Below are 25,076 nucleotides of genomic sequence, written 5' to 3'. Positions count from 1 at the left end.
TACGGGGTGTGCATCCCACCGCAGCGGCGTTGCGTTAACCCTAATCGACCGCTGAAAGGTTACCGGCCATCTTGCGCCCGTCGCGCCCTTCGACCAGTTCATAGGCGATCTTCTGGTCGTCAGCGAGGCCGGTCATCCCCGCCTGTTCGACGGCCGAGATGTGCACGAACACATCCGATCCGCCTTCGTCTGGGGCGATAAAACCAAAGCCCTTGGTGGTGTTAAACCATTTGACTGTGCCCGTCGGCATCTTGAATTCTCCTTGTCACAACCGAATTGCGGTCCCTTCAACATTAGGGCATTTTCACAAAAGGCAAATGACAACGGCGTGGGCCTGTGCAAATTTGCGCCAACTGCTGAAAAAGGGGGCGAAAGTGCGATTTTTTGGGCTGAAATCCTGTGACACCTGCCGCAAAGCGTTGAAATCGCTGCGCGCCGCCGGGATTGACCCCAAGGTGATCGACGTGCGGGCCGACGGGTTAACAGATGATGACATCACCGCAATCGTTAACGCCTTCGGTGCGGCAGTTATTAACAAAGCTTCGACCACGTGGCGAAATCTTAACGAAGACGAGAAAGCTAATGATCCCAGTGACTTGCTGCGCGATCATCCGACCCTTATGAAACGCCCCGTGATCGAAGATGACGGTTGGACGATGGGCTGGAAAGCTGACGTTCAGGCAACGCACCTTGGAACCTAACCCTTTGGCACCTATGTATAAAATATGAGAAACGCAGCTTCTGTCCTGGGCCTGATTGCGGGCCTGATCGGGATCATCGTGGGCCTGTTTGGCTATGGTGCAACCGAACTCGCCGCGCGCGCGCCCGAAGTGGCCGATGCGCTTGATCTGTTTGAAAACCCAGCATTTATTCGCTTTGCTAGCTTCGTCGCACCGCTTCTTGCAATCGCCGGTGGCGCAATGGCCAAGGATCGCGCTTTGTGGGGCGGGATCGCGATGTTGTTGTCCTGTGCGGCCTTCTACAGCGCCTTCGGTTTCAACGTCGGAACGATGTTTCCCATTGGTTTCGCGGGCTTAGGCGGCGTTCTTGCAATCGCCTCTAGACAACCGGATCAGCCCCGCGCCCATTGATCAACCGGTCAAGCGACAGCCAGCCGGCACCTTTGAAGACCAGGATCAGCAACAGCAGCACCCAAAGGCTGCGTTGATCCATAATTAACGAATCTGAGCTACCATCGAACCACGTCCCAGCTTCGGCGCCGTGACCAATGATGTCGGTCAGGCTTTGCACGACCACAAATCCGATCATCCCCAGTGCCGCGGGCCGCGTCAGCAGGCCGACAATGATCAGAACCGGCAGAATGAACTCTGCCCATGTTCCCGCCAGCACGATGATGGTGCTGTAGCCGGGCAATTGGCTGACATCATAGCCGACAGCTTCCATCTGTTTGGGGAAGATCTGCGCGTAGGCCCCCAGTGATGGCGTCCACAGGCCCGCGATCCCGTCGCCCAGCTTGGTCAGGCCGGAATTGATGTAATACATGAACAGCACACCGGCAAAGACCAGCCGCGCCAAGAGCGGCAAAAGACTGTCGCCAAGCCGGTTCAGTGACCGATAGGTGCGGTCAATTAAGGTAAACATATCAAGGCCTTTCAGGATATTTCGGTCAGCGCGCCCTGGCGCAGCAACAGACCCAGCATAGCGCCCAGGTCAAATTCCGGCCCCGCCTTGGACATGGCCACGCCAAGCGCGTGACCAGCCTGCAACGCGGCCAGAAATTCGGCGTCGGCATCGCTGATCAGATGCTGCGTGGGGTCAAATGCAGTGCGGGTAATCAGCACGTTTTCACCCTGTTTGACCGGTTTTGGCGCATCAGTGATCATGTTGGCCTGCCACAGACCGTAGATCGGATGGCTGGACCGGATCACCCGGATCGCGGGAGATAGGGTCAACTTGGTCCCCATCAGCGCATCGGGCGCAATGGCGGACAATGCGTCGGCTGACACAGGTGCTGCGTCTGCTGCGTGATAGCTTTCGCGCATCGCGATTTCCAATCGCGCCACATCGGGCAGATAGGGCAGGGATTGTGCCGGGCCAAACCGTTTGAGAAACTGCGGCATCTTATCGCCATAGTACATCATCAATGCGGTGTCAGGCAGGTGGGTGCGTAGATAAACGCCTGACATTGCACGAAAAAACGCATCACCGACCAGCTTGTAGATCACCGGAAAGGCGCTGATCAGCGCATCGGTCAGGCTGACGGCAACATTGTTGCGGTAGACATCAAACCGCTTGGACGTGGGCGCACCAGTGCCATCTTGCAGGCCTTCGGGTGCGGGCAAGCTGGGGTCCAGTATCCCCGCCGTAAACTCCGTTTGCGTGACGATCATGCGGGCACCAGGTCCAATGCGGCAGCGGCGCGGTCAACCTCAGCGGCCAGCACCGGCCATTCAGGCACATCGGTGTCCCATTCGATCAGCAAGGGCCGGGGGCCGGTCTTGGCGAGCGTATAGTCCAGCAGCGCCCAAACCGGATCTGCCACTTCGCGTCCATGGCTGTCGATCAGCAGCGGCGCGCCGTGATCGTCGTGGTCTTCATCATGGCCGCCCAGATGGATTTCACCCACCTTATCAAGGGGAAAGCTGTCGATATAGCCCTGCGGGGTGAAGCCCAGATTGGTGGCGCTGACGAAGACATTGTTGACGTCGAGCAACAGGCCACAGCCGGTGCGGGCCACAACCTCGCGCAGGAAATCGGTCTCGGACATCTCGCTTTCCGCAAAGGCGAGGTAGCTGGACGGGTTTTCCAGCAGCATCTGACGGCCCAGCACATTCTGCACCTCATCAATGTGGTCCGCGACGCGGGCCACGGTGGCGGGCGTATAGGGCAGGGGCAGCAGGTCGTTCAGGAAATGGCTGTCGTGGGTGGACCACGCCAAATGTTCCGAAAAGCTGGCCGGGTTCAGCCAGCCCACCAGATGTTTCAGACGGGCAAGGTGGTCCGGATCAAGGCGGCCTTCGCCGCCGATCGACAGGCCAACACCATGCACAGAGATCGGGAATTGTTCGGAAAGGTGGCGCAGTTGCGCAATCGGGCGGCCACCGTCACCCATATAGTTTTCGGCGTGGACCTCAAGCCAGCCCAAGGGGCCGGGTGACGTGGTAATATCGCTGTAATGCTGGGGTTTGTAGCCGACACCGGGTTTGGCTGGCAGAGTGTTTTGCGGCGCATCAAACATCGGTTCGGACCTTTGGACGTCAGGGTAGGGTGGGCATTTTGCCCACCCTGTTAGCATACTTATGCAGGCAGGTCGCGGTCTTGTGCTTCCAGCGAACCCATGCGTGCAGAACCGTCAGCCTGTGCAGGCAGTTCCATGTCAGCACATGTGCCAGCAGGCACCAGGGTCCAGGCGTTGCCCTGATAGTCAACAGTGGATGTACCGGCGCAAGTTGTGCCGGGGCCAGCAGCACAGTCGTTTTCGCCAGCCAGCGAGACACCGTAGCACTTTTCGTTTTCTTGTGCGGTTGCGTTTGTGGCGACACCGGCAACAGCGGTAGCAACAGCAGAAGCAACGAGCAGAGTGTTGGTCATCTTAGACATGAGGAGTTTTCCTTTTGGACTTTGGTTCAGTTCAGGTCGTATCCCATCAGGGGATGACCAAACACTAAACGTGGCAGCCCTGCGCAATCCACTCACAGAGGCGTGGGTCACGCGTCGGTGAGGTCAAGTGAGCCGAATTTGGCCTGCGACAGGCGGTCACAGGCGAAAAAGGGCCGAAAATGACAAACCCGCTGTGCTGGACGGCGGGTTTGTTTCAATTTCGGGCTTTGGTTTGTAACACTCTGGCGGGTCGCGAAAATGGCGCTCACGGATTGTTACAGGCCGGCCTTAGCGCAGATCAGGTGGTGTTGCTTCCAGCTTCAGCGCCGCCGTGACGGCCTCAATCCCATCGACGCTGGATTGCTTTTCGCCCAGCCGCCGCATGGACACGGTCCGCTCTTCCACTTCGCGCGCACCAATGGCCAGGATCACCGGCACCTTGCCGACGGAATGTTCGCGGACCTTGTAATTGATCTTCTCGTTGCGCAGATCAGCCTCGGCCCTAACGCCAGCGGCTTTGAGCATCTCGACCACTTCCAGCGCATAATCATCTGCGTCGGACACAATCGTCGCCACAACCACCTGACGCGGGGCCAACCAGAACGGCAGTTTACCGGCGTGTTCTTCGATCAGGATGCCGATGAAACGCTCAAATGACCCCAGCGTCGCGCGGTGCAGCATGACGGGGCGGTGCTTGTTGCCGTCCTCACCGATGTAATCCGCGTCCAGCCGTTCGGGCAGCACGAAATCTACCTGATGGGTGCCGCACTGCCAGTCCCGGCCAATGGCATCGGTCAGCACGAATTCCAGCTTCGGCCCGTAGAACGCCCCTTCGCCGGGGTTCAATTCAGGCTCAATGCCTGCCGCGCGGGTCGCGGACAGCAACGCCTGTTCGGCCTTGTCCCACGTCTCGTCCGTGCCGGCCCGTTTTTCAGGGCGGTCGCTGAATTTGACCTTGAATTCAGTAAACCCAAGGTCGCGGTACATGGACGACAGAAAGTCGATGTAGACAGCTGTCTCAGATTCGATCTGGTCTTCGCGGCAAAAGATGTGCCCATCGTCCTGCGTGAATCCCCGTACCCGCATGATGCCATGTAACGCGCCGGATGGTTCATAGCGCGCGCATGATCCGAACTCGGCCATGCGCAAGGGCAGGTCGCGATATGATTTCAGGCCTTGATTGAAAATCTGCACGTGACAGGGACAGTTCATCGGTTTCAGCGCATTGACCCGCGTGTGTTTGGGATCATTGACGCGTTCGTCAAAGTTCTGGGCGTTTTCACCGTCTTCTGTCCGGCTCTCGTCCACCTCAACGATGAACATGCTTTCCTGAAACTTTTCCCAATGGCCGGATTGCTCCCACAGCTTGCGGTCCACGACCTGCGGTGTGTTCACCTCGACATAGCCGCCAGCGCGTTGCTTGCGGCGCACAAAGTCCTGCAACTCGGTATAGATTGTCCAGCCGTTGGGGTGCCAGAACACCTGACCGGGGGCTTCTTCCTGCATGTGGAACAGACCCATTTCGCGGCCCAGCTTGCGGTGGTCGCGTTTGGCGGCCTCTTCCAGCCGGTGCATATGCTGCTTGAGACCTTCCTTGTTGGTGAAGGCCGCACCATAAATCCGTTGCAGCATCGGGCGGTTTGAATCACCGCGCCAATAGGCCCCGGCAATCGACATCAGCTTAAAACAGTCACCGGGCACCTGACCGGTGTTTTGCAAATGCGGACCACGGCAGAGGTCTTGCCAGTCGCCGTGCCAATACATGCGCAGCGGCTCGTCGCCGGGAATGGCGTCGATCAGTTCCACCTTATAAGGCTCGCCCGCCTCCTGATAATGCTTGATCGCGCGGTCGCGGTCCCAAACCTCTGTCCGGACCTCATCACGCTTGTTGATGATCTCTTTCATCTTCTTTTCGATCGCGGCAAGGTCTTCGGGCACAAACGGCTCTTTGCGGTCAAAGTCATAGTACCAGCCGTCCTTGATCACCGGGCCGATAGTGACCTGCACATCGGGCCAAATCTCTTGCACAGCGCGGGCCATGATGTGCGCAAGGTCATGGCGCACCAGTTCCAGCGCCTGATCTTCGTCCTTCATCGTGTGCAGGGCGATGTCGGCATCCGCCTCAATCGGCCACTGCAAATCCCAGTGCTGACCGTTCACGGTCGCACTGATCGCTTTCTTGCGCAGGCTGGATGAGATATCGGCCGCCACATCCGCAGGGGTAATGCCCGCGTCATAGTCACGTTTATTGCCGTCAGGAAATGTCAGAGAGATTTGGGCCATATCGGCTCTCCTCGTCAGTTTGGCGCCCACGGAACGCCCGGTTGCGGGTTATGTCGTGCCGCGCTTTTTTCGCAACTGGGCAAGCGTGTCAACAGCAGAGGCTGCTTGGCCCGCGATGCAAATCGACGCCACGTCTTACTGGTGGCAAAGCGACCCCCGCCCTAGGGTGCTCAAAATCCTTGGGGGAGGGGACAATGGCGCTATCACTGGGGCAAAAGGCAGGCTGGGGCCTGGCCGACATGGGCATCAACGTCTTTGTGGTGGTCAAGCAACTGCTGGTCTTTACCTACCTGACCACATTTCTGGGCGTGCCTGCGGATGTGGCGGGGCTTGTGACCTTTGCGGTGCTGGCCTTTGACGTGGTGACGGACCCGTTGGTCGGGTTCTTTTCGGATCGCACCAACAGCCGCTGGGGCCGCCGGGTACCATGGATATTCATCGGCGCACTGGTGCTGGCAGGCGGGATTGTGGGCCTTTTTGCCGTGCCCGAAGGCATGACGTGGCAATCCAACGCCCTTTGGGTCATTGCCTTTTTCGGGGTCGCGACCATTGGTTTTACGTTTGTCGCCATCCCCTATGGCGCAATGGCCGGAGAGATGACGCAGGACCCGCGCGAACGATCCACGATGATGGCCTTTCGCATGACCTTTGCCTCGCTTGGCTTACTGACGGCGGGGGCTTTGGTGCCCGCACTGGCGGGCGATACGCGCGCGGGCTATTTCAGCGCGGTGCTGATGGTCTCGCCGGTTGTGGTGCTCACGATCTGGGGGATGTTGTGGTTTACCCGCCGCGCGCCCAAGATCGAGGCCGCAGCCCAAGGTCAATTTACGACTGTGCTGCGTCTGGTGCTGGGCAACCGCGCCTTTGTTATTCTGGTGCTGCTCTACGGCCTGCTGACGCTGGCCGTGGCGATGATAGCGGCAGGGCTGCAATTGGCCGCCCTTTACCTGATGGCGGATGATGGCAGCAGCCCTTTGTCGGGGTTGGCATCGGCGCTTGGCATCTTTTCCTCCCTCTTTGCGATGTTCATCGTGGGATCTGTGCTGTCGCAATATGTATGGGTCAAAACCTCTGCCGGGTTGGGCAAGACATGGGCGCTGATTGTGGGGGTTGTGCTTTATATCGGGGTGCTGGTCGTGATCTGGCTGTCGCTCCCAGCGACAGGGGTGACCGTCATGGCGCTCTTGTTCCTGTGCGCGGGGTTTACCAACGGGGCCTACCAGCAAATTCCCTGGGCGATGTATCCAGACTTGATGGATGTCACCCGGTCCGAGACGGGCGAGGCGATCGAAGGCGCGTTTTCCGCGGTCTGGCTTTTTGGTCAAAAGGTCGCCAATGCGGTGGCACCTCTGGTGCTGGGCCTGATCCTGTCAGCTTCTGGCTGGGTGTCGTCCACATCGGGCGTTGTGGATCAGACGCCCGAGGCGCTGGGCGCGCTGAAACTGGCACTGACGCTGGTGCCTGCGGGCATCTTTGTGCTGTCCATTCTGGGCCTTCTGGCGATCTACCGTCCTGCGTCGCGACACGTATCCTCGCACGGCTGACCCTTTGGCACTTGCCGCCCGCGCGCCCGCGCGGCACAGTGCGGCAAAAGAACGGGATACAGGGCAGTCATGACACGCGAACCACTGGTGCTGGTGCCACCGATGCTGTGCGATGCGCGGGTGTTTTCGCCGCAGATCGACGGGCTGTCCCGTGACTATCCGATCATGTTCGCGCCAACCCACTTTGGCGAGCGAACAGAAGAAATCGCCAGCCAGATTCTCGATTGGGCCCCGCCAAAATTCGCACTGGCAGGCATGGGCATGGGGGGCGCTGTGGCGCTTGAGGTGCTGCGCCGCGCGCCTGAGCGGGTCAACCGCATTGCGCTGATCAGCACCACCGCCCAGGCCGACACGCCAGAGGCCGCATCGGCGCGCGAACCCTTGATTGTGGCCGCGCGATCCGGGCGGTTCGCAGATGTCATCGCCACTGAAATGAGCCCTGATTACCTGTCTCCGGGACCGTTGCGCATGGCGATCAACCAGATGGTCACTGATATGGCCCATTCCAACGGGGCAGAGGCCTACGTCAAACAGGCCCGCGCCATGCAGCGCAGGCGCGATCAGCAGACCACGCTGCGCAAGATCAAACAGCCCGCCGTTGTGATCTGCGGGCAGGATGACACCTTGCTGCCGGTCAGGCGGCACGAATTCATGTCAGAACTGATCCCCTACGGTAAGCTTGAAGTGATCGCAGGCGCCGGGCACTTGCCCACGCTCGAAGAACCTGTGGCAACGAACATCATCCTGCGCGACTGGATGAGCGCCCCACTGATCCTGCGCTAGCGGCGGCCTTAACCACCCGCGAAATCTCGGTCAGCTGTTCGGTCAGCGGGCTGGTCTTGCGCCAGATCATCCCGATGGTGCGGGTTGGTTGCGGCGCGGGAAACCGCGCGACAGCCACATCTGCGGACCGGGTTTCGACACTGACCGCCATGTCGGGCAATAGCGTTACACCCAGGCCTGCGCCGACCATCTGAACCAATGTCGACAGCGAACTGCCGTCCAACCCTTCGTGCGGGCGCACGGTCGGCAGGCTGCAAAACGACAGGGCCTGATCGCGAAAGCAATGGCCCTCTTCCAGCAGCAACAGGCGCATTTCGCGCAGGGCATCTGCGTTGGGCACCGGGCGGTCGGTCTCGGCGGCCGGGCGGATCAGGACAAAGTTTTCCTCAAACAAGGCCACTTCTTCAAAGGCAGGTTCTGACACGGGCAAGGCCACAATGGCGGTATCAATCCGGCCATCGGTCAACTCTTCAATCAGGCGCGGGGTCAGGGTTTCGCGGATGTGAATGTCCAGCCCACTGTGCTGGTCCTGCAACTGTCCGATCAAGCGCGGCAGCAAATAAGGGGCAATCGTGGGGATCACGCCAATCCGGATGCGGCCGACCATGCCGTCCTGACTGGCGCGCGCCAGATCGCCTAGCTCGTCCACCGCGCGCAGGATGTCACGGGTGCGGCTGCGTAGCGATTCCCCAAACTGCGACAATTGCACCTGCCGGGGGCCACGCTCAAACAGCACCGCCCCCAGCGATGTCTCCAGCTCTTTGATCTGCATCGACAGGGCCGGCTGGCTGATGCCGCAGATATCCGCCGCCCGCCCAAAGTGGCCGGTCTGGGCCAAAGCCTCAAAATAGCGGAACTGCTTGAGGGTGACGTTTTTCATAAGGTGAACTTATCGTTTCAATCAGGAGATTCAACTTAAACCAATCGCGACGCTCTGTTAAAACGATTCTAAATCATCACATCAAGGGAGATTCCGATGGACGGCGCAGAACTCAAGGACGTGAACGAAGGCGGCGCGAAGTGCCCAGTTTTGGGCGGACCGAACCGCCAGACTGCCACGGGTTCGACTGCGAACCAGCACTGGTGGCCCAATGCGCTGAACCTGCGCCCGCTGAACCAAAACTCGCCCAAGGTTGACCCGATGGGCGCGGACTTCAACTATGCCGAGGCGTTCAAGACCCTTGATCTGGATGCCGTCAAAGCTGACCTGACCGCGCTGATGACCGACAGTCAAGATTGGTGGCCTGCGGACTATGGTCACTATGGCCCGTTCTTCATCCGCATGGCCTGGCACAGCGCCGGCACCTACCGGATCGGCGATGGCCGTGGCGGGGCAGGGGCAGGCACGTTGCGTTTTGCGCCGCTCAATAGCTGGCCCGATAACGGCAATCTTGATAAAGCGCGCCGCCTGCTGTGGCCGATCAAACAGAAATACGGTGCGGCCTTGTCCTGGGCTGATCTGATGATCCTGACAGGGAACGTCGCACTGGAATCTATGGGCGCAAAGACCCACGGGTTTGCCGGTGGTCGCGTTGATGTGTGGGAGCCGGAAGAAGACATCTACTGGGGCCCAGAGACCGAGTGGCTGGATGATGAGCGCTACGACGACCCGCGCGAGTTGATTGGTGAGCTGGGTGCCGTGCAGATGGGCCTGATCTACGTGAACCCAGAGGGGCCAAACGGCACGCCTGATCCGCTCGCCTCTGCCCGCGATATCCGCGAAACCTTTGGCCGTATGGCGATGAACGACGAAGAAACCGTGGCACTGGCCGCGGGTGGTCACACCTTTGGTAAGGGCCACGGTGCTGCCAACCCAGAAGGCCACATGGGGCCAGAGCCTGAAGGCGCACCGATTGAGGAAATGGCCACGGGCTGGAAGAACTCTTATGGCACCGGCAAGGGCAAAGACACGATCACATCGGGTCTTGAGGGCGCATGGACCAACAACCCGATCAAGTGGGATATGGGCTATCTCAACAACCTGATGGGCTATGAGTGGGAGCTTGGCACAGGCCCCGGCGGCGCGCACCAGTGGTATCCCAAGGATCCAGAGGCTGATGGCACGGTGCCCGACGCCCATGACCCTGACCTACGTCACAAGCCCATGATGTTCACATCCGACATCGCGCTGAAAGAAGACCCGATCTACCGCAAGATCGTCGAGCGTTTCCACGCCAACCCAGATGAGTTTGCGCAGGCTTTTGCCAAGGCGTGGTTCAAGCTGACCCACCGCGACATGGGGCCATATGTGCGGGGCCTTGGCCCACTGGTCCCGGCAGAGCCAGAGATTTGGCAGGATCCGGTGCCATCGGGCGGCATCACGCTGAGCGATGCACAAGTGGCTGATCTGAAAGAAAAGATCGCGGCCACAGACCTGTCCGTCAGTGACCTTGTGCGCACCGCATGGGCCTCTGCTGCGACCTACCGCGGCACGGATATGCGTGGCGGGGCCAATGGCGCACGCATCGCGCTTGCGCCGCAAAAGGACTGGGAGGTCAACGAACCCCAGGCCTTGCAAGCTGTGCTGTCGCAGTTGCGCGGTGTGGCGCATACCTCTGGTGCTTCGCTGGCAGATGTGATCGTGCTGGGCGGTGTGGTTGCCGTGGAAAAAGCGGCGGCAGCGGCCGGCGTCAACGTGACGGTGCCCTTCACCTCTGGCCGCACCGATGCCACGGACGAGATGACAGATGTCGAAAGTTTCGCAGTGCTGGAACCAAAGGCCGATGGTTTCCGCAACTACCGCGCCAAGGGCCTGACCCGTGCGCCTGCGGAACTGCTGGTCGACAAGGCACAGATGCTGGGCCTGACCGCACCGGAAATGACGGTGCTTGTGGGTGGCCTGCGGGTGTTGGGTGCAAACGCCCATGGCAGCACCGAAGGTGTCTTCACCGACCGCGTCGGCGTGTTGTCCACCGACTTCTTCACCAATGTGCTGGACATGGGCACCGAATGGGAACCCACGTCACAGTGGTCCTATGCGGGCAAGGACCGGGCGACCGGTGACGCCAAATGGACAGCCACCGCGGTTGACCTGATCTTTGGGTCCAACAGCCAGTTGCGCGCCTTGGCAGAGGTTTATGCCTGTGCCGATGCGGGCGAAAAGTTCGTGCACGACTTTGTCGCCGCATGGGCCAAGGTCATGAACAACGACCGTTTCGATCTGGTCTAATGAAATGGGCGCGGGGCCGGAAACGGCCTCGCGTCAGTCTTTCAGCGGCAATTGATGCTTTTCAATATCGCTGAGCACATGCACCTTCTTGATCGGCTTGCCTGACTTGCCGAAAAAGGGGCTCTTCTTCCATTTTCCGGTCAACCGCATTCGCGCCGCGCGCTTGGTTCCGCCTGCAATGACATGGCGCAAACCACTATGCGATTGCTTGCCCTTTTCATCACGCTGATACAGCATCGCGCGGATGCGCCCCAACGGGCTGGTGTCGGCCAACCGGTCCACGATCACCCCGACAAAGCCACTTTTGGGTTCGGCCATCGTGTTGAAAAGCGGGACTTTACAGCAACTTGCATACCAGCGGATCAGCTTGCCCTCTTCAAAGCTGAAGGCATACATCTTGTCGGCACCGGTATGAAAGGTGACGTGATCACAGGTGGTTTGAAAGATCGCAACGCCGTCGTCTTCGGGATCGGGTTGATCCAGATAAACCTCTGCCGCGCGGCATTGGGAACAATGGCAGACGATACCCGTGCCGGTCTTTTCGGACACATCCGTCAGGACACCGTGGATTGTGCCACAAGCGCAGGAAAACGTGGTGCTGTCGGTCATGGTCCCTCTGATCGTCGCACGCCTTTGCAGCATCTTATCACGGGATGCGGCGGCGCGGTCCACTTTTCGAAGGGGCCCGATTTACGCGCGGGTCAACTGTGCCCGCAGAGACTCACTTGAGGTTGACGACCTTGCCGCCCGTCTTGGCGCGTTTGCGCGTGGCGGGTGCCTTGGCATTCGCGTCAATAAAGTCCAGCACAAGGGGGCGAATGTTGCGCCGCCATTTGCCACCGGCAAAAATACCGTAGTGACCCGCGCCCGGTTCCAGATGTGCGGCTTTCTTGCTGTCAGGCAGGCCGGTCAGCAGATCAAGGGCGGCAAGGCACTGACCAGGGGCCGAAATGTCATCATCTTCGCCCTCGACAATCTTGACCGCCACGGTGGTGATCTTGCCAATGTCGACCGTGCGGCCCGCAACCTCAAAATCATTGCGCGCAATATCGCGGTTCTTGAAGATGCGCTGCACCGTGGACAGGTAGAATTCAGCCGTCATATCCATCACGGCCAGATATTCGTCATAAAACGCGTTGTGCTTGTCGTGTTCAGAGGCTTCGCCCGACGCCACCTTCATGATCTGGTCGCGAAAGGCGGTGCTGTGCATCTCACCATTCATCGAGATGAAAGAGGCGAGTTGCAAAAGCCCCGGATAGACCATGCGGCCCACGCCCGCATATTTGAACCCGACGCGTTGGATCATGGTTTCTTCCAGCTGGCCCATCGTGACAGAGCGGCCGAAATCGGTGACTTCGGTATGGTTCGCCTCTGGATCAATCGGCCCGCCGATCAGGGTCAGACTGCGCGGCTGGGCCTTGGGGTCTTCCTCGGCCAGATAGGCGGTGGCGGCAAGCGCCAGCGGGGCAGGCTGACAAACGGCGATGATATGCAGATCGCTGCCGAGTTCCTTCATGAAGTCGACAAGGTAAAGCGTGTAATCCTCGACATCGAACTTTCCTGCGCTGACAGGAATGTCGCGGGCGTTGTGCCAGTCGGTGACATAAACCTCGCAATCGGGCAGCAGGCTGATCACCGTTTTGCGCAGCAGCGTTGCATAGTGGCCCGACATCGGGGCCACAAGCAGGACGCGGCGGGACAGCGGCTTGCGCCCGACAACGTCAAAGTGGATCAGATCACCAAAGGGACGGCTGACAACAGTTTGCACATCAACCACGTGATCCTGCCCGTCTTCCATCGAAATGGTGGGGATATTCCAGTCCGGCTTGACGACCATGCGGGCGAATGTGCGTTCTGTCACCTCGCCCCAAGCGCCCAGCCAATCCATGAACGGATTGGCCGTCATGGCCATGGCCGGATAGCTTGCAAATGCGCGCGCGGTCGCCCCTAACCACTGGTTCGTGTTGCGCGTGGCTTCCATCAGGTCATAGGTCATCATATACTTCATTACGGAACGCTCCTGATGTTGCACTGCACTTGCAATGCTGCACCTGCAAAGTAGTCACGGGAATACAATATGACAACTAAAGATGTCACAGACGACGCAACATCTGGTAAAAATCTTGAAAAACTAGAGGCAAATCTTGCGCGGGTCGAGGCGTTGACGCAGCGTCTTTTGGGCGCGATCGGTCAGTCGCGGGCGGTGCCACCAGCGCTTCAAGGGCCAAGTCAGGACCTCTATTTGAAGGCCGCCGGGGCCTATTGGACCGAAATGATGCAGAACCCGGCCAAGCTGATCGAGCATCAGATGGGCTATTGGTCGCAATCGGTAAAGCACTTTGTCGAGGCGCAGCATGTGCTGGCCCAAGGCAAGATCGCGGCGCCCGAAGATCCCGGCCCCAAAGACCGTCGTTTCAAGAATGAATTGTGGGACACCAACCCCTATTTCAACTTTATCAAGCAGCAATACCTGATCAACGCTGCGGCCGTGCAGCAGGCGGTGCAGGACGTGACCGACCTTGATGCGGGCGAAAAGAAGCGGCTTGAATACTTCAGCCAGCAGATCGTGGATCTGTTCAGCCCCACCAATTTCCTAGCCACCAACCCCGAGGCTTTGTCGCTGGCGGTCGAAACCGAAGGCGAAAGCCTTGTGAAAGGGCTGGAAAATCTTGTCCGCGATCTGGAAGCAAACGACGGTGATCTGGTTGTCACGCTGGCGGACAAGGATGCCTTTAATGTGGGCGAAAACCTCGCCACGACCGAAGGGTCAGTGGTCTATCGCAACCACATGTTCGAGCTGATCCAATATGCGCCGACCACCGAAAAAGTGCATGCCACGCCTTTGCTGATCTTCCCGCCGTGGATCAACAAATTCTACATCCTCGACCTCAAACCGCAGAACTCGCTGATCAAATGGATCGTCGATCAGGGCTACACGCTGTTTGTTGTTTCCTGGGTGAACCCCGATGCCAGCTATCGCGACACCTCGATGAGTGACTACATCGAAGAGGGCTATCTGAAGGCCATGGCAGAGGTCAAAGACATCTGCGGCGTCAAGAAGATCAACACAATCGGCTATTGCATCGCAGGCACCACGCTGTCGCTGACGCTGGCCCTTATGAAGCATCGCGGCGACAAAACAGTGAATTCTGCCACGTTCTTCACCACGCTCACAGATTTTTCTGATCAGGGCGAGGTGGGTGTCTTTCTGGATGAGGATTTCGTGCAGGGGATCGAGGCAGAAGTCGATCAGGCCGGGGTGCTCGACAGCTTCTACATGTCGCGCACCTTCAGCTATCTGCGGTCCAATGATCTGATTTATGGCCCCGCGATCAAAAGCTACATGATGGGGCAGGCGCCACCTGCGTTTGATTTGCTGTATTGGAACGGCGATGGCACCAATCTGCCCGCACGCATGGCCAAGGAATATCTGCGCGGTCTGTGTCAGGGCGATGAATTTGCCACCACCGGGTTCGAGGTGGCAGGCGACCGCGCCCATATCGCGGACGTGGATGTGCCGCTTTGCGCGATTGCCTGCGAAACGGACCATATCGCGGCGTGGAAAAGCAGCTATCGCGGCATTCAGAAGATGGGATCAAAGGACAAGACCTTTATCCTTGCAGGCTCTGGCCATATCGCGGGGATCGTCAATCCGCCCGCCAAGAACAAATATGGCCATTGGACCAACCCCGACCTGAACCTGACCCCGGAAGACTGGCAAGCAGATGCCGATCAGCACGAGGGGTCGTGGTGGCCGCTCTGGGACAAGTGGTTGTCGAAACGGTCCGGCAAAAAGGTCGCGGCACGGGTGCCTGGCGACGCGAAACATCCGGTGCTTGAGGCGGCTCCGGGCACTTACGTCAAGGCGCAAGGCTCCAAATCCTGACAACCTAAGGGTGAAACTTTGGGGCGTTTTTGCCACAATCCCTTGCCTTAGACCCCCTATTTTTATGGGTGTGCGCTGAAAAACGCTGTCTTTTCAGGCGATTGCGCGCGCGCAGAAAAAATTATGCTGCGGTGCAGAAAAATACTTGAAATGCTGCGGTGCAGCACGTATCTCTGTGTCACGAGATTAACGCGGTTTCTCCCACCGCACCGAAAACCCGAAAGGTAAAGACAATGGCTAAGCAACAAGACTTCACCGCTGTGTTCAAAGACATGATGGGCGCATTCCCCGTCGACACCAAAGCAATGGAAGATGCCTTCAAGTCGCAGACAACCCTGGCTGAAAAGCTGTCGGCTGTGAACATCGACGCGGCTTCCAAGTCGACTGAACTGTCCGCAAAGTGGGCTGCCGACACCCTGTCCAAGATGCAGGACCTGACCAAAGCCAAGAAAGAGCCAGCCGACTACGCCAAGTCGATGACTGACTTCGCATCTGCTTCTGCCGAAGCCGCTGCAGAGCACATGGCTGCTTTCGCTGAGATCGCTAAATCGGTTCAGACCAAGACAATGGAACTGATGATGGCCGCTGGCAAAGACGCCTCTGAGGACCTGACTGCTGCTGCAAAGAAGGCCACTGACGAGATGACTGCCGCTGCCAAGAAGGCAACTGCAAAGTAAACTCCCTGTCGGGCCCGACCTCCCTGCGGCCATGACAAAACTTAGGCGCATCCGATCCCGGATGCGCCATTTTTCTTGGCTGACATACTGTTTGGCGGCTTAGTCCTTGCGGCGTTGCCGGATCAGCAGCAGGCCAAGCCCGGCCAGCAACAGCGCACCAGAGGCGGGCAGGGGCACCGCGGCGATGGTGTTGACGTTGATTGCAACGCTGCCTTGGGTCGAGAACAGCTCAAAACTGTATTCGCCCGCGGCATTGGGGTCGAACGGGTTTGACGGTGCGCGCACGCCGATCCCATCAACGCCCAGATATCCAAACAGCAGGTTTTGCGACCCCTCCAGCTTTTTGGGATCACCCTGCAGCAGCGCGTTCAAGCCCGACACATTCAGCGTGCCAAGATCAGCCTTGTCTGTCGCGGCACCGGCATCGGTGTCGTAAAACAGAACAATGCCAAGATCGGCGAGCGTCTGGGTGCCGGTGGTTTCGGCAAAGAAGCTAAAGTTCCAAAGCGCGCCATCAGTGGCATTTGGCCCGCGCAGTTCCGACCCGGTCGGCGCGGTGTAGGTGCCTGCGCCATCATTGCTCAACGCAGGGTCCAGCACATAGCGCGGTGTCGCAGCCAGCCCCAGTGTGAGGACGCCGCCCGCCACATCAAAGGTCGAAATCGCGACTTGGTCGTTGGGGATCCCTGTTCCGCCAAAACTCGCGCCCGGCAACGCGCCAAAGGTTGTGAATGTCGGCGTGACTGGTGCAGCCATCGCAGGTGCGGCCAAAACCGCCAGTGCAGTCGCAGCTGCATATTTACGCAAAAATGTCATGTCCCATCCCAAAGTTAACAGGTTGAAACATAGCCTCTCGGTCGTAAGGGGCAAGGGATCGCACGGGGTTGCATTGGCATTTTCAGGACTTTGGCGCACCCCATTCCCGGATGCGCCTTTCTTGTCATGCGCCGCCGGTCAGATCCTGCGCCAGCATCATCGCGTTGCCGTCGGGGTCATAGAAGGTGGCGGTGCTGACCATGCCTTCGACAACATCATTCGGGCCGTCGAATTTCACGCCTTCCGCCTCAAGCCCCGCGCGCGCTATATCGATGTCGGCCACGCCAAAGACGGGCACCGAATTGCCAGGCGTCGGCTCTGCCTGTTCGCCAAGGCCAAGCGTGACACCAGCGGTCTTGGTGCTGACCTCGCTCCAACCGGCCTCGTCCGCGTGGTAGACAAGTGCAAACCCCAGCATCTTTTCGTACCAGGCCGCGCTTGCGTGGCGGTCCCGAACAGAGAGGGCGATTGTGATTGTTTCATCAAGTTCTGCGACGGCCATGGCACTTTCCTTTGGTCAAAAAATATAGTAACTATACTTTATGAACATTGACCAACTTGTCAAGCTTACTGCGCGCGCTTGGAGCCTGGATATTCTGGCGGCCATGTCGGACGGCACACCGGGGCGGCAGGCGCAGCTGCTCACGACGACCGGTGCCAGCCGGAATGCCTTTGCCCAAAGCATGGCGCATCTGGTCTCGCTGGGTCTGGTCGAACGCAATCCGGGCCACGGTCATCCGCTGCGGCCAGAGTTTCGGCTGACGCCCGCAGGGCAAGCGGCGGGGCAGGCGGCATCACGGGTCAAATCGCTATTGCCTGATCCGACGGACGCACGGTTGATCCGCCGGGTCTGGTCACTGCCTATTCTGGCAGTCAGCAAGACACCCCGGCATTTCGCGAGCTTGCGCCAGCATTTGCATCCGATCACCGATCGTGCCCTGTCACAGTCCCTGCATCATCTGCAGGCCCGCGATTGGATTGTCCGCGATATTGATCCCGATCAGACACCGCTACGCCCGCTTTATTGTGCCTCCAGCACTGGGCGCGCGATGGCAGAGGCCTTGGAAATCGCTGTCTGACGCGCTTGCGGACGCAAGGTTGTGCGCGCAATTGGTCACGCGACACTTTCATTTTGCTGCAACGCCGCTTAGGCTTCTCTGCACTGCAACACGTCTTGGGAGGGACGCCCGTGGCTTCGACCGATAAACCCCTGCTGATTAAGCGCTATGCCAGTCGGCGGCTCTATAACACCGAAACCAGTGACTATGTCACACTGGAAGACATCGCCGCGTTTATCCGCGATGGCCGTGAGGTGCAGATTGTCGATCTCAAATCAGGCGATGACCTGACCCGCCAGTATTTGCTGCAAATCATCGCTGAACACGAAAGCCGCGGCGAAAGCGTGCTGGGCACCGATATCCTGACCGATCTGGTCCGCAGCTACACCACGCAGGCCGCCTCTGTCGTGCCGTCGTTCCTGCAAGCCAGCTTCGAGATGCTGCGTGAGGGGCAGTCAAAGGCGATGGAAAACATGACCAAAGCCAGCCCCATGTCCGCGATGCCGGGTTTCGACGCCATGCGCGCGCAGCAAGAGGCGTTCTTCAAGGCCATGACCGGCGGTATGATCCCCGGCTCCTCTGGCCCCGCCAAGGAAGAGCCCGAGGACGACGGCGATCTGGATGACATCAAGGCGCAGTTGAAGGCGATGCAGGACAAGCTGAACAAGATGGGGTAAGGCGCCATCGCCCTCAATTGCCACAGGCAGGCCAGATACGGCTTTAGCGTGCGCGCAGGCCGCGGCTGAACGCAAATGCCTGCCGCGCAAGAATGACGCAAATCACGACAAAGAGGAATCCGGCGATCGGGCGATTGATAAAGTCCAGCGGAGTCTCGACCCGCCCCATCGCGATGCGCAGCTTGGATTCCATGATGCCGCCCAGAACAATGCCAAGGATGATCGGCACAACGGGAAGGTTGAGACGCTTGAGCACCAACCCAAACACACCAAACCCTGCAGCGATGGCACAATCCGTGATGGAATTGCGCAGTGAATAGACACCGACAAACCCCAGGATCAGAATGACAATACCAAGCGGGCGCGTCGGTATCTGAATGATCTTGGTCAGCAGGTTTGTGGACACCAGCAAAAAGCCGATCACCAGAACATTCAGGATCAGCATGGCCAGATAAATGGCCATCACGAAATCCATGTCGTTCTGGAACAATTGTGGGCCAGGCACGACGTTGTGAACGTAGAACACTGACAGCATCATCGCGGTCAGCGCCTCGCCCGGAATGCCCAAGGCCAAAAGCGGGATCATCGCCGCAGCAGGGACGGCGTTGTTTGCCGCTTCGGACGCGATCAATCCATCGGGTGCCCCTTTGCCGAACAGCTCAGGCGCTGCCGATTTCTTTTGCGCATAAGTGTAGGACATGAACTGCGCCGTAAACTCACCGACGCCCGGAATCATGCCCATCAGGACACCAAATGACGATGACACGGACGCAAGGCGTTTGTGTCCCATCAGCTCTTTCAGCCCCGCGGTCAGCTGGCCTTTCACAGGCTGGGGATGCGGCGTTACGTTGTCTTCGACCAACAACAAGAATGCCTGAGAGAAGGCAAAAAGCCCCAGAACAACCACGATCAGGTCAAGGCCAGAGGCCAGCCATGTTTGGTCAAAGGTATATCGGGTGGAATATTTGACCGGCTCCAGCCCGATTGTCTGCAAGAAGATCCCGAAACACGCCAACATCCCTGCGGCAAAGACCTGACCGCGGTGGGCGATAATCACAAGGATGACACCCAAAAGCGCCGCAAGGAATATCTCCCGCGCGCCGAAATGGGGCGCGATCAATGCCAGCAAGGGCGACAGGATCATCAGACACAACACAGAGAAAATGCCGCCAAAGAAAGAGGCGGAATAGGCCAGTGACAGCGCCCGCGGTGCCTCGCCCCGCTTGGTCATCGGATAGCCGTCATAAGTGGTCAGCGCGTTCACGGCTGTGCCGGGTGTGTTGATCAGGATCGCGGGAATGGCCCCGCCATACATGGATGACCCATAAATCCCGAGCAGCGCCGTCAGGCCCACAATTGGGTCAAAGGCAAACGTCGCGGGCAGCAAAATGGCAATCGCAACAGCGGCACCAACACCGGGGATCGCGCCGATGATGACGCCCCCAATCGACCCGACAAGCAGGGCGGCCACGACATCCCATCGCGCCAGAATTCCAAAACCTGAAAGCAGGATGTCCACGAATGAGGTTCCTTAGAAGTAGGTCAGCATAAAGCTGCGCCATGCGGTGGGAAGATATTCGTAGATGGCGCCACCGGGCAGATTGACCTTCAGGGTTGATTTGAAAGTCAGGACGATGATGAAATTCGTCAGGATCATGCCGCCAATGGCCGCAAAACTACGGTAGCCAACTCTGATCATCAGGGCCGCACCAGCCAACAGCGTGGCGATCAGGTAGCCCAAAAAGGGAACCAAAAGGACATACCCCAGAAACCACGCCGCGTACTCGACCGAACGCGCCCATAGCCAGATTTCCTGCCACCGGCCAGGCAGGCGCGGCGATAATGCGGACCCGATCCAGTGGAGCGTCGCGAAGAAGGTCATGCCAGCCAGTGAAACTGCTGGCCAGAACCTTGGCTGCGCATAAAGGGCCGTTCCTTCAGCCCATATTGTCTGCGATCCCATGGATGCGAACATGAACGCAGAGAAGACAAGGAAGACGACGGCAAAAACCAAATCTCCTCGGCGGCGTTCGCGGTGAAACAGGCGGACAAACTGGGTGGTGCGTGACGATGCCATGACGTTAGGCTGCCTCTGACCGAGACATGGCTTGAAGCACCTTTTGCTGCAGTTGGTCAGGCGCACGCACCTTGGACCGCAGAAACGTATCGATCATCGCGACCAAAGCATCGCGTGCAACGGGTTCATGCGCTGTGGCGCGCGCAGCTTGGGAAAGATCTGCAGGTAAGATGTCGCCATAGGCGTCAAGAGCTATGCGCATGATTGCCGCGTCAAATTCCGGATGCGGTTGGATGCCAAGGACATGGCCACCCACCATCATCATCGCGTTTTCGCAGCTGTCAGAGCTGGCAAGCCGAACAGCACCGGGTGGAAGCGCAAGCACCTGATCCTGATGCCAGGCAATTGCGTGCAGTGTCGTGCCCTGACGCAGGCAGTACCGGGTCCGTCCGACCGTCCAGCCGCCGTCGAATTTTGCGACCCTTCCGCCCAGAACATCTGCAAGGATTTGATGGCCGAAACAGATACCCACAACCGGCCGGTCCGATTTCAGGATATCGGATAGGCAGGTTTTCAGGGTCTTGATCCAAGGCTCATCCTCATAAACCCCGTTTTTGGACCCTGTGATTAGCCAGGCATCGGCTTCATCCGCTGCTGCCGGAAAATCGCCGTTACGGACATCGTAATGGCGAAACGTGTAACCCAACCCACCCAACAACGCGGCATACATCTCGCCATAGCCCGCGAACCGCTGCGACAGTTTTTCAGGCAAGACGCCTGCGACAAGAACGCCGATCTTCATATAAGATCATCAAGTGGTTGGGCGTTGTTATAGCCGCGATTGGCGTAGATCAGGGCCTTTTCGCCAGATGACATCTTCACCTGCTGGACTTCGCCCACAAAAATATGGTGGCTGCCGCACATGATGTCATGCTGCACCACACAATCGAATGCGGTCAGCGCCCCATCCAGCATAGGGCTGCCTGTCTCGCCTTTGGTCCACGTGGCACAGTCGAATTTTGCTTCATCCTTGGCCTCCGTGCGCCCGGCAAACGCGTTTGAGATGGTCGTCATATCATCGCGCAACAGGTTGACGCAAAACGTGCGGTTGGTGCGGATGGCTGCGGCGGCAGGCGACAGGTGGTGGACACAAGTCAACAACGTCGGCTTCGGCGTGTCAGCAGAGACAGAAGATACGGCGCTGACCGTCACACCGCGGCGGCCCGCAATCCCGTCCGTTGTTACGACATAGACAGAACAGGCTGCATTGGCCATTCCGTCGATAAATTGCGCGCGCAGCATGGTCTATCCTAACTCGAAAAAGCGACGCAGCTCTGTGTCCGGGACCATACCCATAAAGGCATTGTCCTGACTTTCACGGGTCGCAGTGAAGGCATCAACAAAGACATCCCCCAGCCATTCGCGTGCAAATGCACTGGCGCGAAGGGCTGCAATGGCGTCGCGCATGTTGCGCGGGTAATCCCGCGGTTCGGTATCGGACGGCACATAGCCATTGCCCACGACGGCGGCGTCCGGCTCGATCTTTTCGGCGATCCCGGCCAACCCGGCGGCCAGCGTTGCCGCAACGGTCAGGTAAGGATTTGCATCCGATCCGGGCAAGCGGTTTTCAACCCGCAAGGACCCCGCGTCATGGCCAACAACCCGCAAGCATGTGGTGCGGTTCTCGATCCCCCAGGTCAGGGCAGGCGGCGCAAAGGTACCCGGCGCAAAACGACGGTACGAATTCACGGTTGGTGCAAACAGCAACATCATCTCGCCAAGGTAGGTCTGCATCCCCCCAAGAAAGTGGCGAAACGTGTCTGACATATTGTCGGGCTTGCTTTCGTCCCAGAACAGCGGTGTGCCATCGGCCCCTATCAGCGACAGATGAACATGGGCCGATTGACTGTCAGCCTCTTCCGACCAGCGCGCCATATAGGTGATGGTCTTGCCCTGCCGGGTGGCCAGCGCCCGCATGAAATTCTTCAGCAAGACGGTCTGGTCGGCTGGCGCAAGCCCGGTGCCGGCACCGGTGCAGGCCTCCATGAAGCCCGCGCCGATTTCCTCATGCATCTTGGCCAGATCAATCTTGAGCGCCTCGCACATGTCGGCCACGTCCGAATACCATTGCGATTGGGTGGTTTGATAGATCAACAGGTCGTGGCTGGCGTGCGTGGTGGCGGGGGTGAGGTTGCGAAACCCCTTTTCCCGCAGGGTTTCGGCCGTTTCATTGAACAGCATGTACTCCAGCTCTAGCCCGTATTTCAGGTTCAGCCCCGCGTTCGCCCCTTTGTCCAGAACCGACGCCAGCAAGGACCGCGGGCACATGCCCGCCGTCTCACCGGTGTAGTTCGACAAGACCAACAGGTCATCGCCGTCCTTTTCCCACGGGATCGCGCGGACCGTGCTTGGATCAACCGTTAGCGGACTGTCATGGAAATCGGCGCTTTCATCGGTCACGCCCGGAATGTCCAGAAATTCGTCCGTCGGGTCGAGCGCGAACGTCACCGGCGCCATCCCCATACCGGCCTTCAAAATACCTTCAAACGACTTGCGGGACACTTTCTGCCCGCGCAAAAGGCCATTGGTGTCCGTCATCGCAACCGTGATAAAGCGCGTTTTGTTGGCGTCCAGTATGTCTTTCATGTCGTTCTCCGTGGGGGGCTGTCTTGGCCAAGATCGGCCAAAGCAGCCAGGTCAGTCTCGGGATCGGTGGAATAGGCGCGCAGGAACACCTGCAATCCGCTGATGATTGTCTCTGAAATCGTCGCGTGATCCGGCAAATCATGCGGAAAATGAAGCGCGTGGTTGCGCGGCCCCGACAGGATCAAGGACCAAAGGTGTTCTGCCGCGATGCCGGGGCGCTCAAACGACAGTTTCTTGTTTGTGCGTTGCGTTTCAAGATAGTCACAGATCCCCGCGTGCGCACGTGCGGGACCGGCGTCATGGAACTGACGTGCAATGTCCGGCACGCGCTCGGCTTCGCCAATGATCAGACGGGCAATCGACAGGTTGTCGGGGTGCAAAACATAGCGGGCATAACCCCATGCAAAGTTCCAAAGGGTTGTGACCATCGGCGTATCACCGGATCCGGCCAAGGGTGCCAGGATCTTGGCGCGCCCCTGATCAAGGACCGCGCGAAAGATGTCTTCCTTACGGCCAATGTACTGATAAAGCGTCGGTTTTGAGACTTCGGCACGCTCCGCAATCGCCTGCATGGATGCACCGGAATAGCCGTTCTTTGAAAACTCGCGCAGGGCGGCGTCCAGAATGCGGGCGTGTTTGGTGCTCTTTCGCGCGGTCTTGGGCGACGCGCTGGCAGGGGGGCTCACAACCTTCAGGAATTTTGCCAATTGGGCGTTCACAGCATCGGGCTGCTCAAGGTTACAGACATGGCCCGCATCAGCAATGACCTCAAACATCACCAGTGGCGCGTTCGCATCCGCAAAGCGGTGGCTGACAGTGCGGATTTCTGCGGGCGGTGCCAATCTGTCGTGCTCCCCCGTCATCAGAAGAACGGGGAAGCTGGCATTGGCAAAGTCGAGCTTTTCTAGCGGGTTGCAAAAACAATTCAACGCATCGCGATACGTTGCGGCAGGAATCCTTGCCATTGATGCGTGCAGCTTCGCGCGTATCTCTGGCGATGCAGACGGACCGGCGATGATGTCGACCACTCCTGACGCAAAATCTGCGGGGGTCTGACCGGCATCCAGCGGCACTTCCCTTGAGACGCGGAACGACTCGCGTTCATCGGGGTCCGCCTCGGACATGCCCGTACAGCCGCCGCACAACACCAAACCGGACATCTTGTCGGGATTCGCTAATGCAAAGCTTGCCGCGATCCATGACCCGTAACTTAACCCGCACAGCACGACCTTTTTTGCACCGAACTTGGCCATAACGGTCTGAATATCATCGAAATAGCTGTCCAATTGGGACGGCGAAAACCCCAGCGTGCTTTCCCCATATCCTCGCAGATCAAGGGCAACGGTGGGCATGATATGCGCCAAAGCGGCGACCTGATCGTCCCAGTTCCTGCGGTTGCCCCCGATTCCGTGCAGGAACAGGCAGATTGTCTCGGCGGCCTCCAGCCCCTCGGGTGCGACGCTCAGGCCAAGACAGGGCGTTTTCCCTAATGTCAGGTGCCGAACCGAGCTTTGAGGCAATGGTTCATGTCCTTGGGCCTCTGATCTTTGGGGCGAGACAAGTGTTTCCAGGCCAGCTTCAAAAATGGCGCGCGTGCCGTCCGCAATATCCTTTGCGCGGGCCGCGCTTGCGTTGATCTCTGCGTTCCACGTCACGGTCGAACCCGTCCCGTTTTCCGAGATTTTCAACCGTGCCTTGTAAGATTTCGCATCCGCGATCCCCTCGACCATATCATAGGACATCGTATGATCGCTCGCGCTGTAATAGGTCAGCCGTTCGCGCATGATCGCATCGTTGTCACCGGTTGCAAAACGGCGGATGATCTGGGCGTTTGCGGGCGGTTCGATCTTCGACCAGGCCACCATCGGGTGCCAGTCGACATTGAAATCAGCGACCGTCGCCCAGACATCGTCTGGGGGGGCTGTCGACTGAGAAATGCAGTGAACCGTCTCGCGCATG

26 protein-coding genes are annotated in these 25,076 nt (G+C 58.8%); 9 read left to right on the top strand and 17 right to left on the bottom strand.

Annotated features, from left to right (window positions below; translation table 11 throughout):
* Window positions 1-40: 40 nt before the first annotated feature.
* Window positions 41-250 carry a cold-shock protein gene (locus AB3Y40_RS11170; protein ID WP_369438865.1) on the bottom strand — a complete coding sequence of 70 codons (210 nt, stop codon included), beginning with the start codon at window positions 248-250 and terminating at the stop codon, window positions 41-43.
* Between the two features lie 124 nt (window positions 251-374).
* On the opposite strand from AB3Y40_RS11170, the gene AB3Y40_RS11165 reads away from it, so the two are divergent.
* Window positions 375-701: an arsenate reductase family protein gene (locus AB3Y40_RS11165; RefSeq protein ID WP_369438864.1), complete on the top strand. Its 327-nt coding sequence runs from the start codon at window positions 375-377 to the stop codon at window positions 699-701.
* A 24-nt stretch (window positions 702-725) separates the two neighbouring features.
* Entirely contained in the window at window positions 726-1,091 is a 366-nt protein-coding gene (locus AB3Y40_RS11160) for a hypothetical protein (protein WP_369438863.1), read from the top strand.
* On the opposite strand, the gene AB3Y40_RS11155 is transcribed toward AB3Y40_RS11160, so the two are convergent.
* The 5 genes from AB3Y40_RS11155 to thrS all read right to left on the bottom strand — a co-directional run bounded on the left by AB3Y40_RS11155 (window position 1,060) and on the right by thrS (window position 5,844).
* Complete coding sequence (locus AB3Y40_RS11155) at window positions 1,060-1,602, bottom strand: DoxX family protein (protein WP_369438862.1); 543 nt, start codon at window positions 1,600-1,602, stop codon at window positions 1,060-1,062. The two genes, AB3Y40_RS11160 and AB3Y40_RS11155, sit on opposite strands and share 32 nt — an antisense overlap.
* Before the next feature lie 11 nt (window positions 1,603-1,613).
* Window positions 1,614-2,351, bottom strand: coding sequence for an HvfC/BufC N-terminal domain-containing protein (locus AB3Y40_RS11150; protein ID WP_369438861.1), 738 nt, complete (start codon window positions 2,349-2,351; stop codon window positions 1,614-1,616).
* The gene (bufB, locus tag AB3Y40_RS11145; protein ID WP_369438860.1) at window positions 2,348-3,199 is read right to left on the bottom strand and encodes an MNIO family bufferin maturase; all 852 of its coding nucleotides are present in this window, start codon (window positions 3,197-3,199) and stop codon (window positions 2,348-2,350) included. Before bufB ends, AB3Y40_RS11150 begins: the two co-directional genes overlap by 4 nt.
* 59 nt (window positions 3,200-3,258) lie before the next feature.
* A complete protein-coding gene (locus AB3Y40_RS11140; RefSeq protein WP_369438859.1) occupies window positions 3,259-3,561 on the bottom strand; it encodes a BufA1 family periplasmic bufferin-type metallophore in 303 nt (100 codons plus the stop codon).
* 288 nt (window positions 3,562-3,849) lie between these two features.
* Complete coding sequence (thrS, locus tag AB3Y40_RS11135) at window positions 3,850-5,844, bottom strand: threonine--tRNA ligase (RefSeq protein WP_369438858.1); 1,995 nt, start codon at window positions 5,842-5,844, stop codon at window positions 3,850-3,852.
* A gap of 194 nt (window positions 5,845-6,038) precedes the next feature.
* Between thrS and AB3Y40_RS11130 the strand changes: the two genes are divergently transcribed.
* A complete protein-coding gene (locus AB3Y40_RS11130; protein WP_369438857.1) occupies window positions 6,039-7,388 on the top strand; it encodes an MFS transporter in 1,350 nt (449 codons plus the stop codon).
* Window positions 7,389-7,457: 69 nt separating this feature from the next.
* Entirely contained in the window at window positions 7,458-8,171 is a 714-nt protein-coding gene (locus tag AB3Y40_RS11125; protein ID WP_369438856.1) for an alpha/beta fold hydrolase, read from the top strand.
* On the opposite strand, the gene AB3Y40_RS11120 is transcribed toward AB3Y40_RS11125, so the two are convergent.
* A complete protein-coding gene (locus tag AB3Y40_RS11120) occupies window positions 8,128-9,051 on the bottom strand; it encodes a hydrogen peroxide-inducible genes activator (RefSeq protein WP_369438855.1) in 924 nt (307 codons plus the stop codon). The two genes, AB3Y40_RS11125 and AB3Y40_RS11120, sit on opposite strands and share 44 nt — an antisense overlap.
* Before the next feature lie 96 nt (window positions 9,052-9,147).
* Here AB3Y40_RS11120 and katG point away from each other — a divergent pair, with 96 nt between their 5' ends.
* Window positions 9,148-11,340: a catalase/peroxidase HPI gene (gene katG, locus AB3Y40_RS11115; RefSeq protein ID WP_369438854.1), complete on the top strand. Its 2,193-nt coding sequence runs from the start codon at window positions 9,148-9,150 to the stop codon at window positions 11,338-11,340.
* Between the two features lie 33 nt (window positions 11,341-11,373).
* On the opposite strand, the gene AB3Y40_RS11110 is transcribed toward katG, so the two are convergent.
* Entirely contained in the window at window positions 11,374-11,949 is a 576-nt protein-coding gene (locus AB3Y40_RS11110) for a DUF6151 family protein (RefSeq protein ID WP_369438853.1), read from the bottom strand.
* 112 nt (window positions 11,950-12,061) lie between these two features.
* A complete protein-coding gene (gene phaZ / locus AB3Y40_RS11105) occupies window positions 12,062-13,348 on the bottom strand; it encodes a polyhydroxyalkanoate depolymerase (protein WP_369438852.1) in 1,287 nt (428 codons plus the stop codon).
* Window positions 13,349-13,417: 69 nt separating this feature from the next.
* Between phaZ and AB3Y40_RS11100 the strand changes: the two genes are divergently transcribed.
* Window positions 13,418-15,226, top strand: a complete 1,809-nt coding sequence (locus tag AB3Y40_RS11100; protein WP_369438851.1) for a PHA/PHB synthase family protein — start codon at window positions 13,418-13,420, stop codon at window positions 15,224-15,226.
* Window positions 15,227-15,459: 233 nt separating this feature from the next.
* Window positions 15,460-15,903 (top strand): Phasin, encoded by a 444-nt coding sequence (locus AB3Y40_RS11095; protein ID WP_369438850.1) that lies wholly within the window; start codon window positions 15,460-15,462, stop codon window positions 15,901-15,903.
* A gap of 99 nt (window positions 15,904-16,002) precedes the next feature.
* Here AB3Y40_RS11095 and AB3Y40_RS11090 read toward each other — a convergent pair whose 3' ends face one another.
* Complete coding sequence (locus AB3Y40_RS11090; protein ID WP_369438849.1) at window positions 16,003-16,719, bottom strand: hypothetical protein; 717 nt, start codon at window positions 16,717-16,719, stop codon at window positions 16,003-16,005.
* Between the two features lie 124 nt (window positions 16,720-16,843).
* Complete coding sequence (locus tag AB3Y40_RS11085; RefSeq protein WP_369438848.1) at window positions 16,844-17,221, bottom strand: VOC family protein; 378 nt, start codon at window positions 17,219-17,221, stop codon at window positions 16,844-16,846.
* 40 nt (window positions 17,222-17,261) lie between these two features.
* Here AB3Y40_RS11085 and AB3Y40_RS11080 point away from each other — a divergent pair, with 40 nt between their 5' ends.
* Both AB3Y40_RS11080 and phaR read left to right on the top strand, forming a co-directional pair.
* Window positions 17,262-17,798, top strand: coding sequence for a winged helix-turn-helix transcriptional regulator (locus AB3Y40_RS11080; protein ID WP_369438847.1), 537 nt, complete (start codon window positions 17,262-17,264; stop codon window positions 17,796-17,798).
* 110 nt (window positions 17,799-17,908) lie between these two features.
* On the top strand, window positions 17,909-18,454 hold the full coding sequence (gene phaR, locus AB3Y40_RS11075) for a polyhydroxyalkanoate synthesis repressor PhaR (RefSeq protein ID WP_369438846.1): 546 nt from the start codon (window positions 17,909-17,911) through the stop codon (window positions 18,452-18,454).
* A gap of 43 nt (window positions 18,455-18,497) precedes the next feature.
* Here the strand turns inward: phaR and AB3Y40_RS11070 are convergent, their stop codons facing one another.
* From AB3Y40_RS11070 to AB3Y40_RS11045, 6 genes are read right to left on the bottom strand one after another with little or no spacing between them, the layout of a single operon-like run.
* On the bottom strand, window positions 18,498-19,973 hold the full coding sequence (locus tag AB3Y40_RS11070) for a tripartite tricarboxylate transporter permease (protein WP_369438845.1): 1,476 nt from the start codon (window positions 19,971-19,973) through the stop codon (window positions 18,498-18,500).
* A gap of 12 nt (window positions 19,974-19,985) precedes the next feature.
* On the bottom strand, window positions 19,986-20,531 hold the full coding sequence (locus AB3Y40_RS11065; RefSeq protein WP_369438844.1) for a tripartite tricarboxylate transporter TctB family protein: 546 nt from the start codon (window positions 20,529-20,531) through the stop codon (window positions 19,986-19,988).
* A 4-nt stretch (window positions 20,532-20,535) separates the two neighbouring features.
* The gene (locus AB3Y40_RS11060) at window positions 20,536-21,273 is read right to left on the bottom strand and encodes a type 1 glutamine amidotransferase (RefSeq protein WP_369438843.1); all 738 of its coding nucleotides are present in this window, start codon (window positions 21,271-21,273) and stop codon (window positions 20,536-20,538) included.
* A complete protein-coding gene (locus AB3Y40_RS11055; RefSeq protein ID WP_369438842.1) occupies window positions 21,270-21,773 on the bottom strand; it encodes a flavin reductase family protein in 504 nt (167 codons plus the stop codon). The genes AB3Y40_RS11060 and AB3Y40_RS11055 overlap by 4 nt, the downstream gene beginning before the upstream one ends.
* A 3-nt stretch (window positions 21,774-21,776) precedes the next feature.
* Complete coding sequence (locus AB3Y40_RS11050) at window positions 21,777-23,117, bottom strand: glutamine synthetase family protein (RefSeq protein ID WP_369438841.1); 1,341 nt, start codon at window positions 23,115-23,117, stop codon at window positions 21,777-21,779.
* The gene (locus tag AB3Y40_RS11045; RefSeq protein ID WP_369438840.1) at window positions 23,114-25,075 is read right to left on the bottom strand and encodes an alpha/beta fold hydrolase; all 1,962 of its coding nucleotides are present in this window, start codon (window positions 25,073-25,075) and stop codon (window positions 23,114-23,116) included. Before AB3Y40_RS11045 ends, AB3Y40_RS11050 begins: the two co-directional genes overlap by 4 nt.
* Window position 25,076: the final 1 nt, after the last annotated feature.

It is taken from the genome of Yoonia sp. R2331, assembly GCF_041103235.1.
GTDB lineage: Bacteria > Pseudomonadota > Alphaproteobacteria > Rhodobacterales > Rhodobacteraceae > CANMYO01.
The sequence above is the reverse complement of the archived record's forward strand: the minus strand, read 5'-3'. Positions and strand labels throughout refer to the sequence as shown.

Bases quoted from the DNA above. Each gene is read 5' to 3' on its own strand.
- AB3Y40_RS11170 (WP_369438865.1), bottom strand. From the start codon at position 250: ATGCCGACGGGCACAGTCAAATGGTTTAACACCACCAAGGGCTTTGGT.
- AB3Y40_RS11160 (WP_369438863.1), top strand. From the start codon at position 726: ATGAGAAACGCAGCTTCTGTCCTGGGCCTGATTGCGGGCCTGATCGGG.
- AB3Y40_RS11155 (WP_369438862.1), bottom strand. From the start codon at position 1,602: ATGTTTACCTTAATTGACCGCACCTATCGGTCACTGAACCGGCTTGGC.
- AB3Y40_RS11150 (WP_369438861.1), bottom strand. From the start codon at position 2,351: ATGATCGTCACGCAAACGGAGTTTACGGCGGGGATACTGGACCCCAGC.
- bufB (WP_369438860.1), bottom strand. From the start codon at position 3,199: ATGTTTGATGCGCCGCAAAACACTCTGCCAGCCAAACCCGGTGTCGGC.
- AB3Y40_RS11140 (WP_369438859.1), bottom strand. From the start codon at position 3,561: ATGTCTAAGATGACCAACACTCTGCTCGTTGCTTCTGCTGTTGCTACC.
- thrS (WP_369438858.1), bottom strand. From the start codon at position 5,844: ATGGCCCAAATCTCTCTGACATTTCCTGACGGCAATAAACGTGACTAT.
- AB3Y40_RS11130 (WP_369438857.1), top strand. From the start codon at position 6,039: ATGGCGCTATCACTGGGGCAAAAGGCAGGCTGGGGCCTGGCCGACATG.
- AB3Y40_RS11125 (WP_369438856.1), top strand. From the start codon at position 7,458: ATGACACGCGAACCACTGGTGCTGGTGCCACCGATGCTGTGCGATGCG.
- AB3Y40_RS11120 (WP_369438855.1), bottom strand. From the start codon at position 9,051: ATGAAAAACGTCACCCTCAAGCAGTTCCGCTATTTTGAGGCTTTGGCC.
- katG (WP_369438854.1), top strand. From the start codon at position 9,148: ATGGACGGCGCAGAACTCAAGGACGTGAACGAAGGCGGCGCGAAGTGC.
- AB3Y40_RS11110 (WP_369438853.1), bottom strand. From the start codon at position 11,949: ATGACCGACAGCACCACGTTTTCCTGCGCTTGTGGCACAATCCACGGT.
- phaZ (WP_369438852.1), bottom strand. From the start codon at position 13,348: ATGAAGTATATGATGACCTATGACCTGATGGAAGCCACGCGCAACACG.
- AB3Y40_RS11100 (WP_369438851.1), top strand. From the start codon at position 13,418: ATGACAACTAAAGATGTCACAGACGACGCAACATCTGGTAAAAATCTT.
- AB3Y40_RS11095 (WP_369438850.1), top strand. From the start codon at position 15,460: ATGGCTAAGCAACAAGACTTCACCGCTGTGTTCAAAGACATGATGGGC.
- AB3Y40_RS11090 (WP_369438849.1), bottom strand. From the start codon at position 16,719: ATGACATTTTTGCGTAAATATGCAGCTGCGACTGCACTGGCGGTTTTG.
- AB3Y40_RS11085 (WP_369438848.1), bottom strand. From the start codon at position 17,221: ATGGCCGTCGCAGAACTTGATGAAACAATCACAATCGCCCTCTCTGTT.
- AB3Y40_RS11080 (WP_369438847.1), top strand. From the start codon at position 17,262: ATGAACATTGACCAACTTGTCAAGCTTACTGCGCGCGCTTGGAGCCTG.
- AB3Y40_RS11065 (WP_369438844.1), bottom strand. From the start codon at position 20,531: ATGGCATCGTCACGCACCACCCAGTTTGTCCGCCTGTTTCACCGCGAA.
- AB3Y40_RS11060 (WP_369438843.1), bottom strand. From the start codon at position 21,273: ATGAAGATCGGCGTTCTTGTCGCAGGCGTCTTGCCTGAAAAACTGTCG.
- AB3Y40_RS11055 (WP_369438842.1), bottom strand. From the start codon at position 21,773: ATGCTGCGCGCGCAATTTATCGACGGAATGGCCAATGCAGCCTGTTCT.
- AB3Y40_RS11050 (WP_369438841.1), bottom strand. From the start codon at position 23,117: ATGAAAGACATACTGGACGCCAACAAAACGCGCTTTATCACGGTTGCG.
- AB3Y40_RS11045 (WP_369438840.1), bottom strand. From the start codon at position 25,075: ATGCGCGAGACGGTTCACTGCATTTCTCAGTCGACAGCCCCCCCAGAC.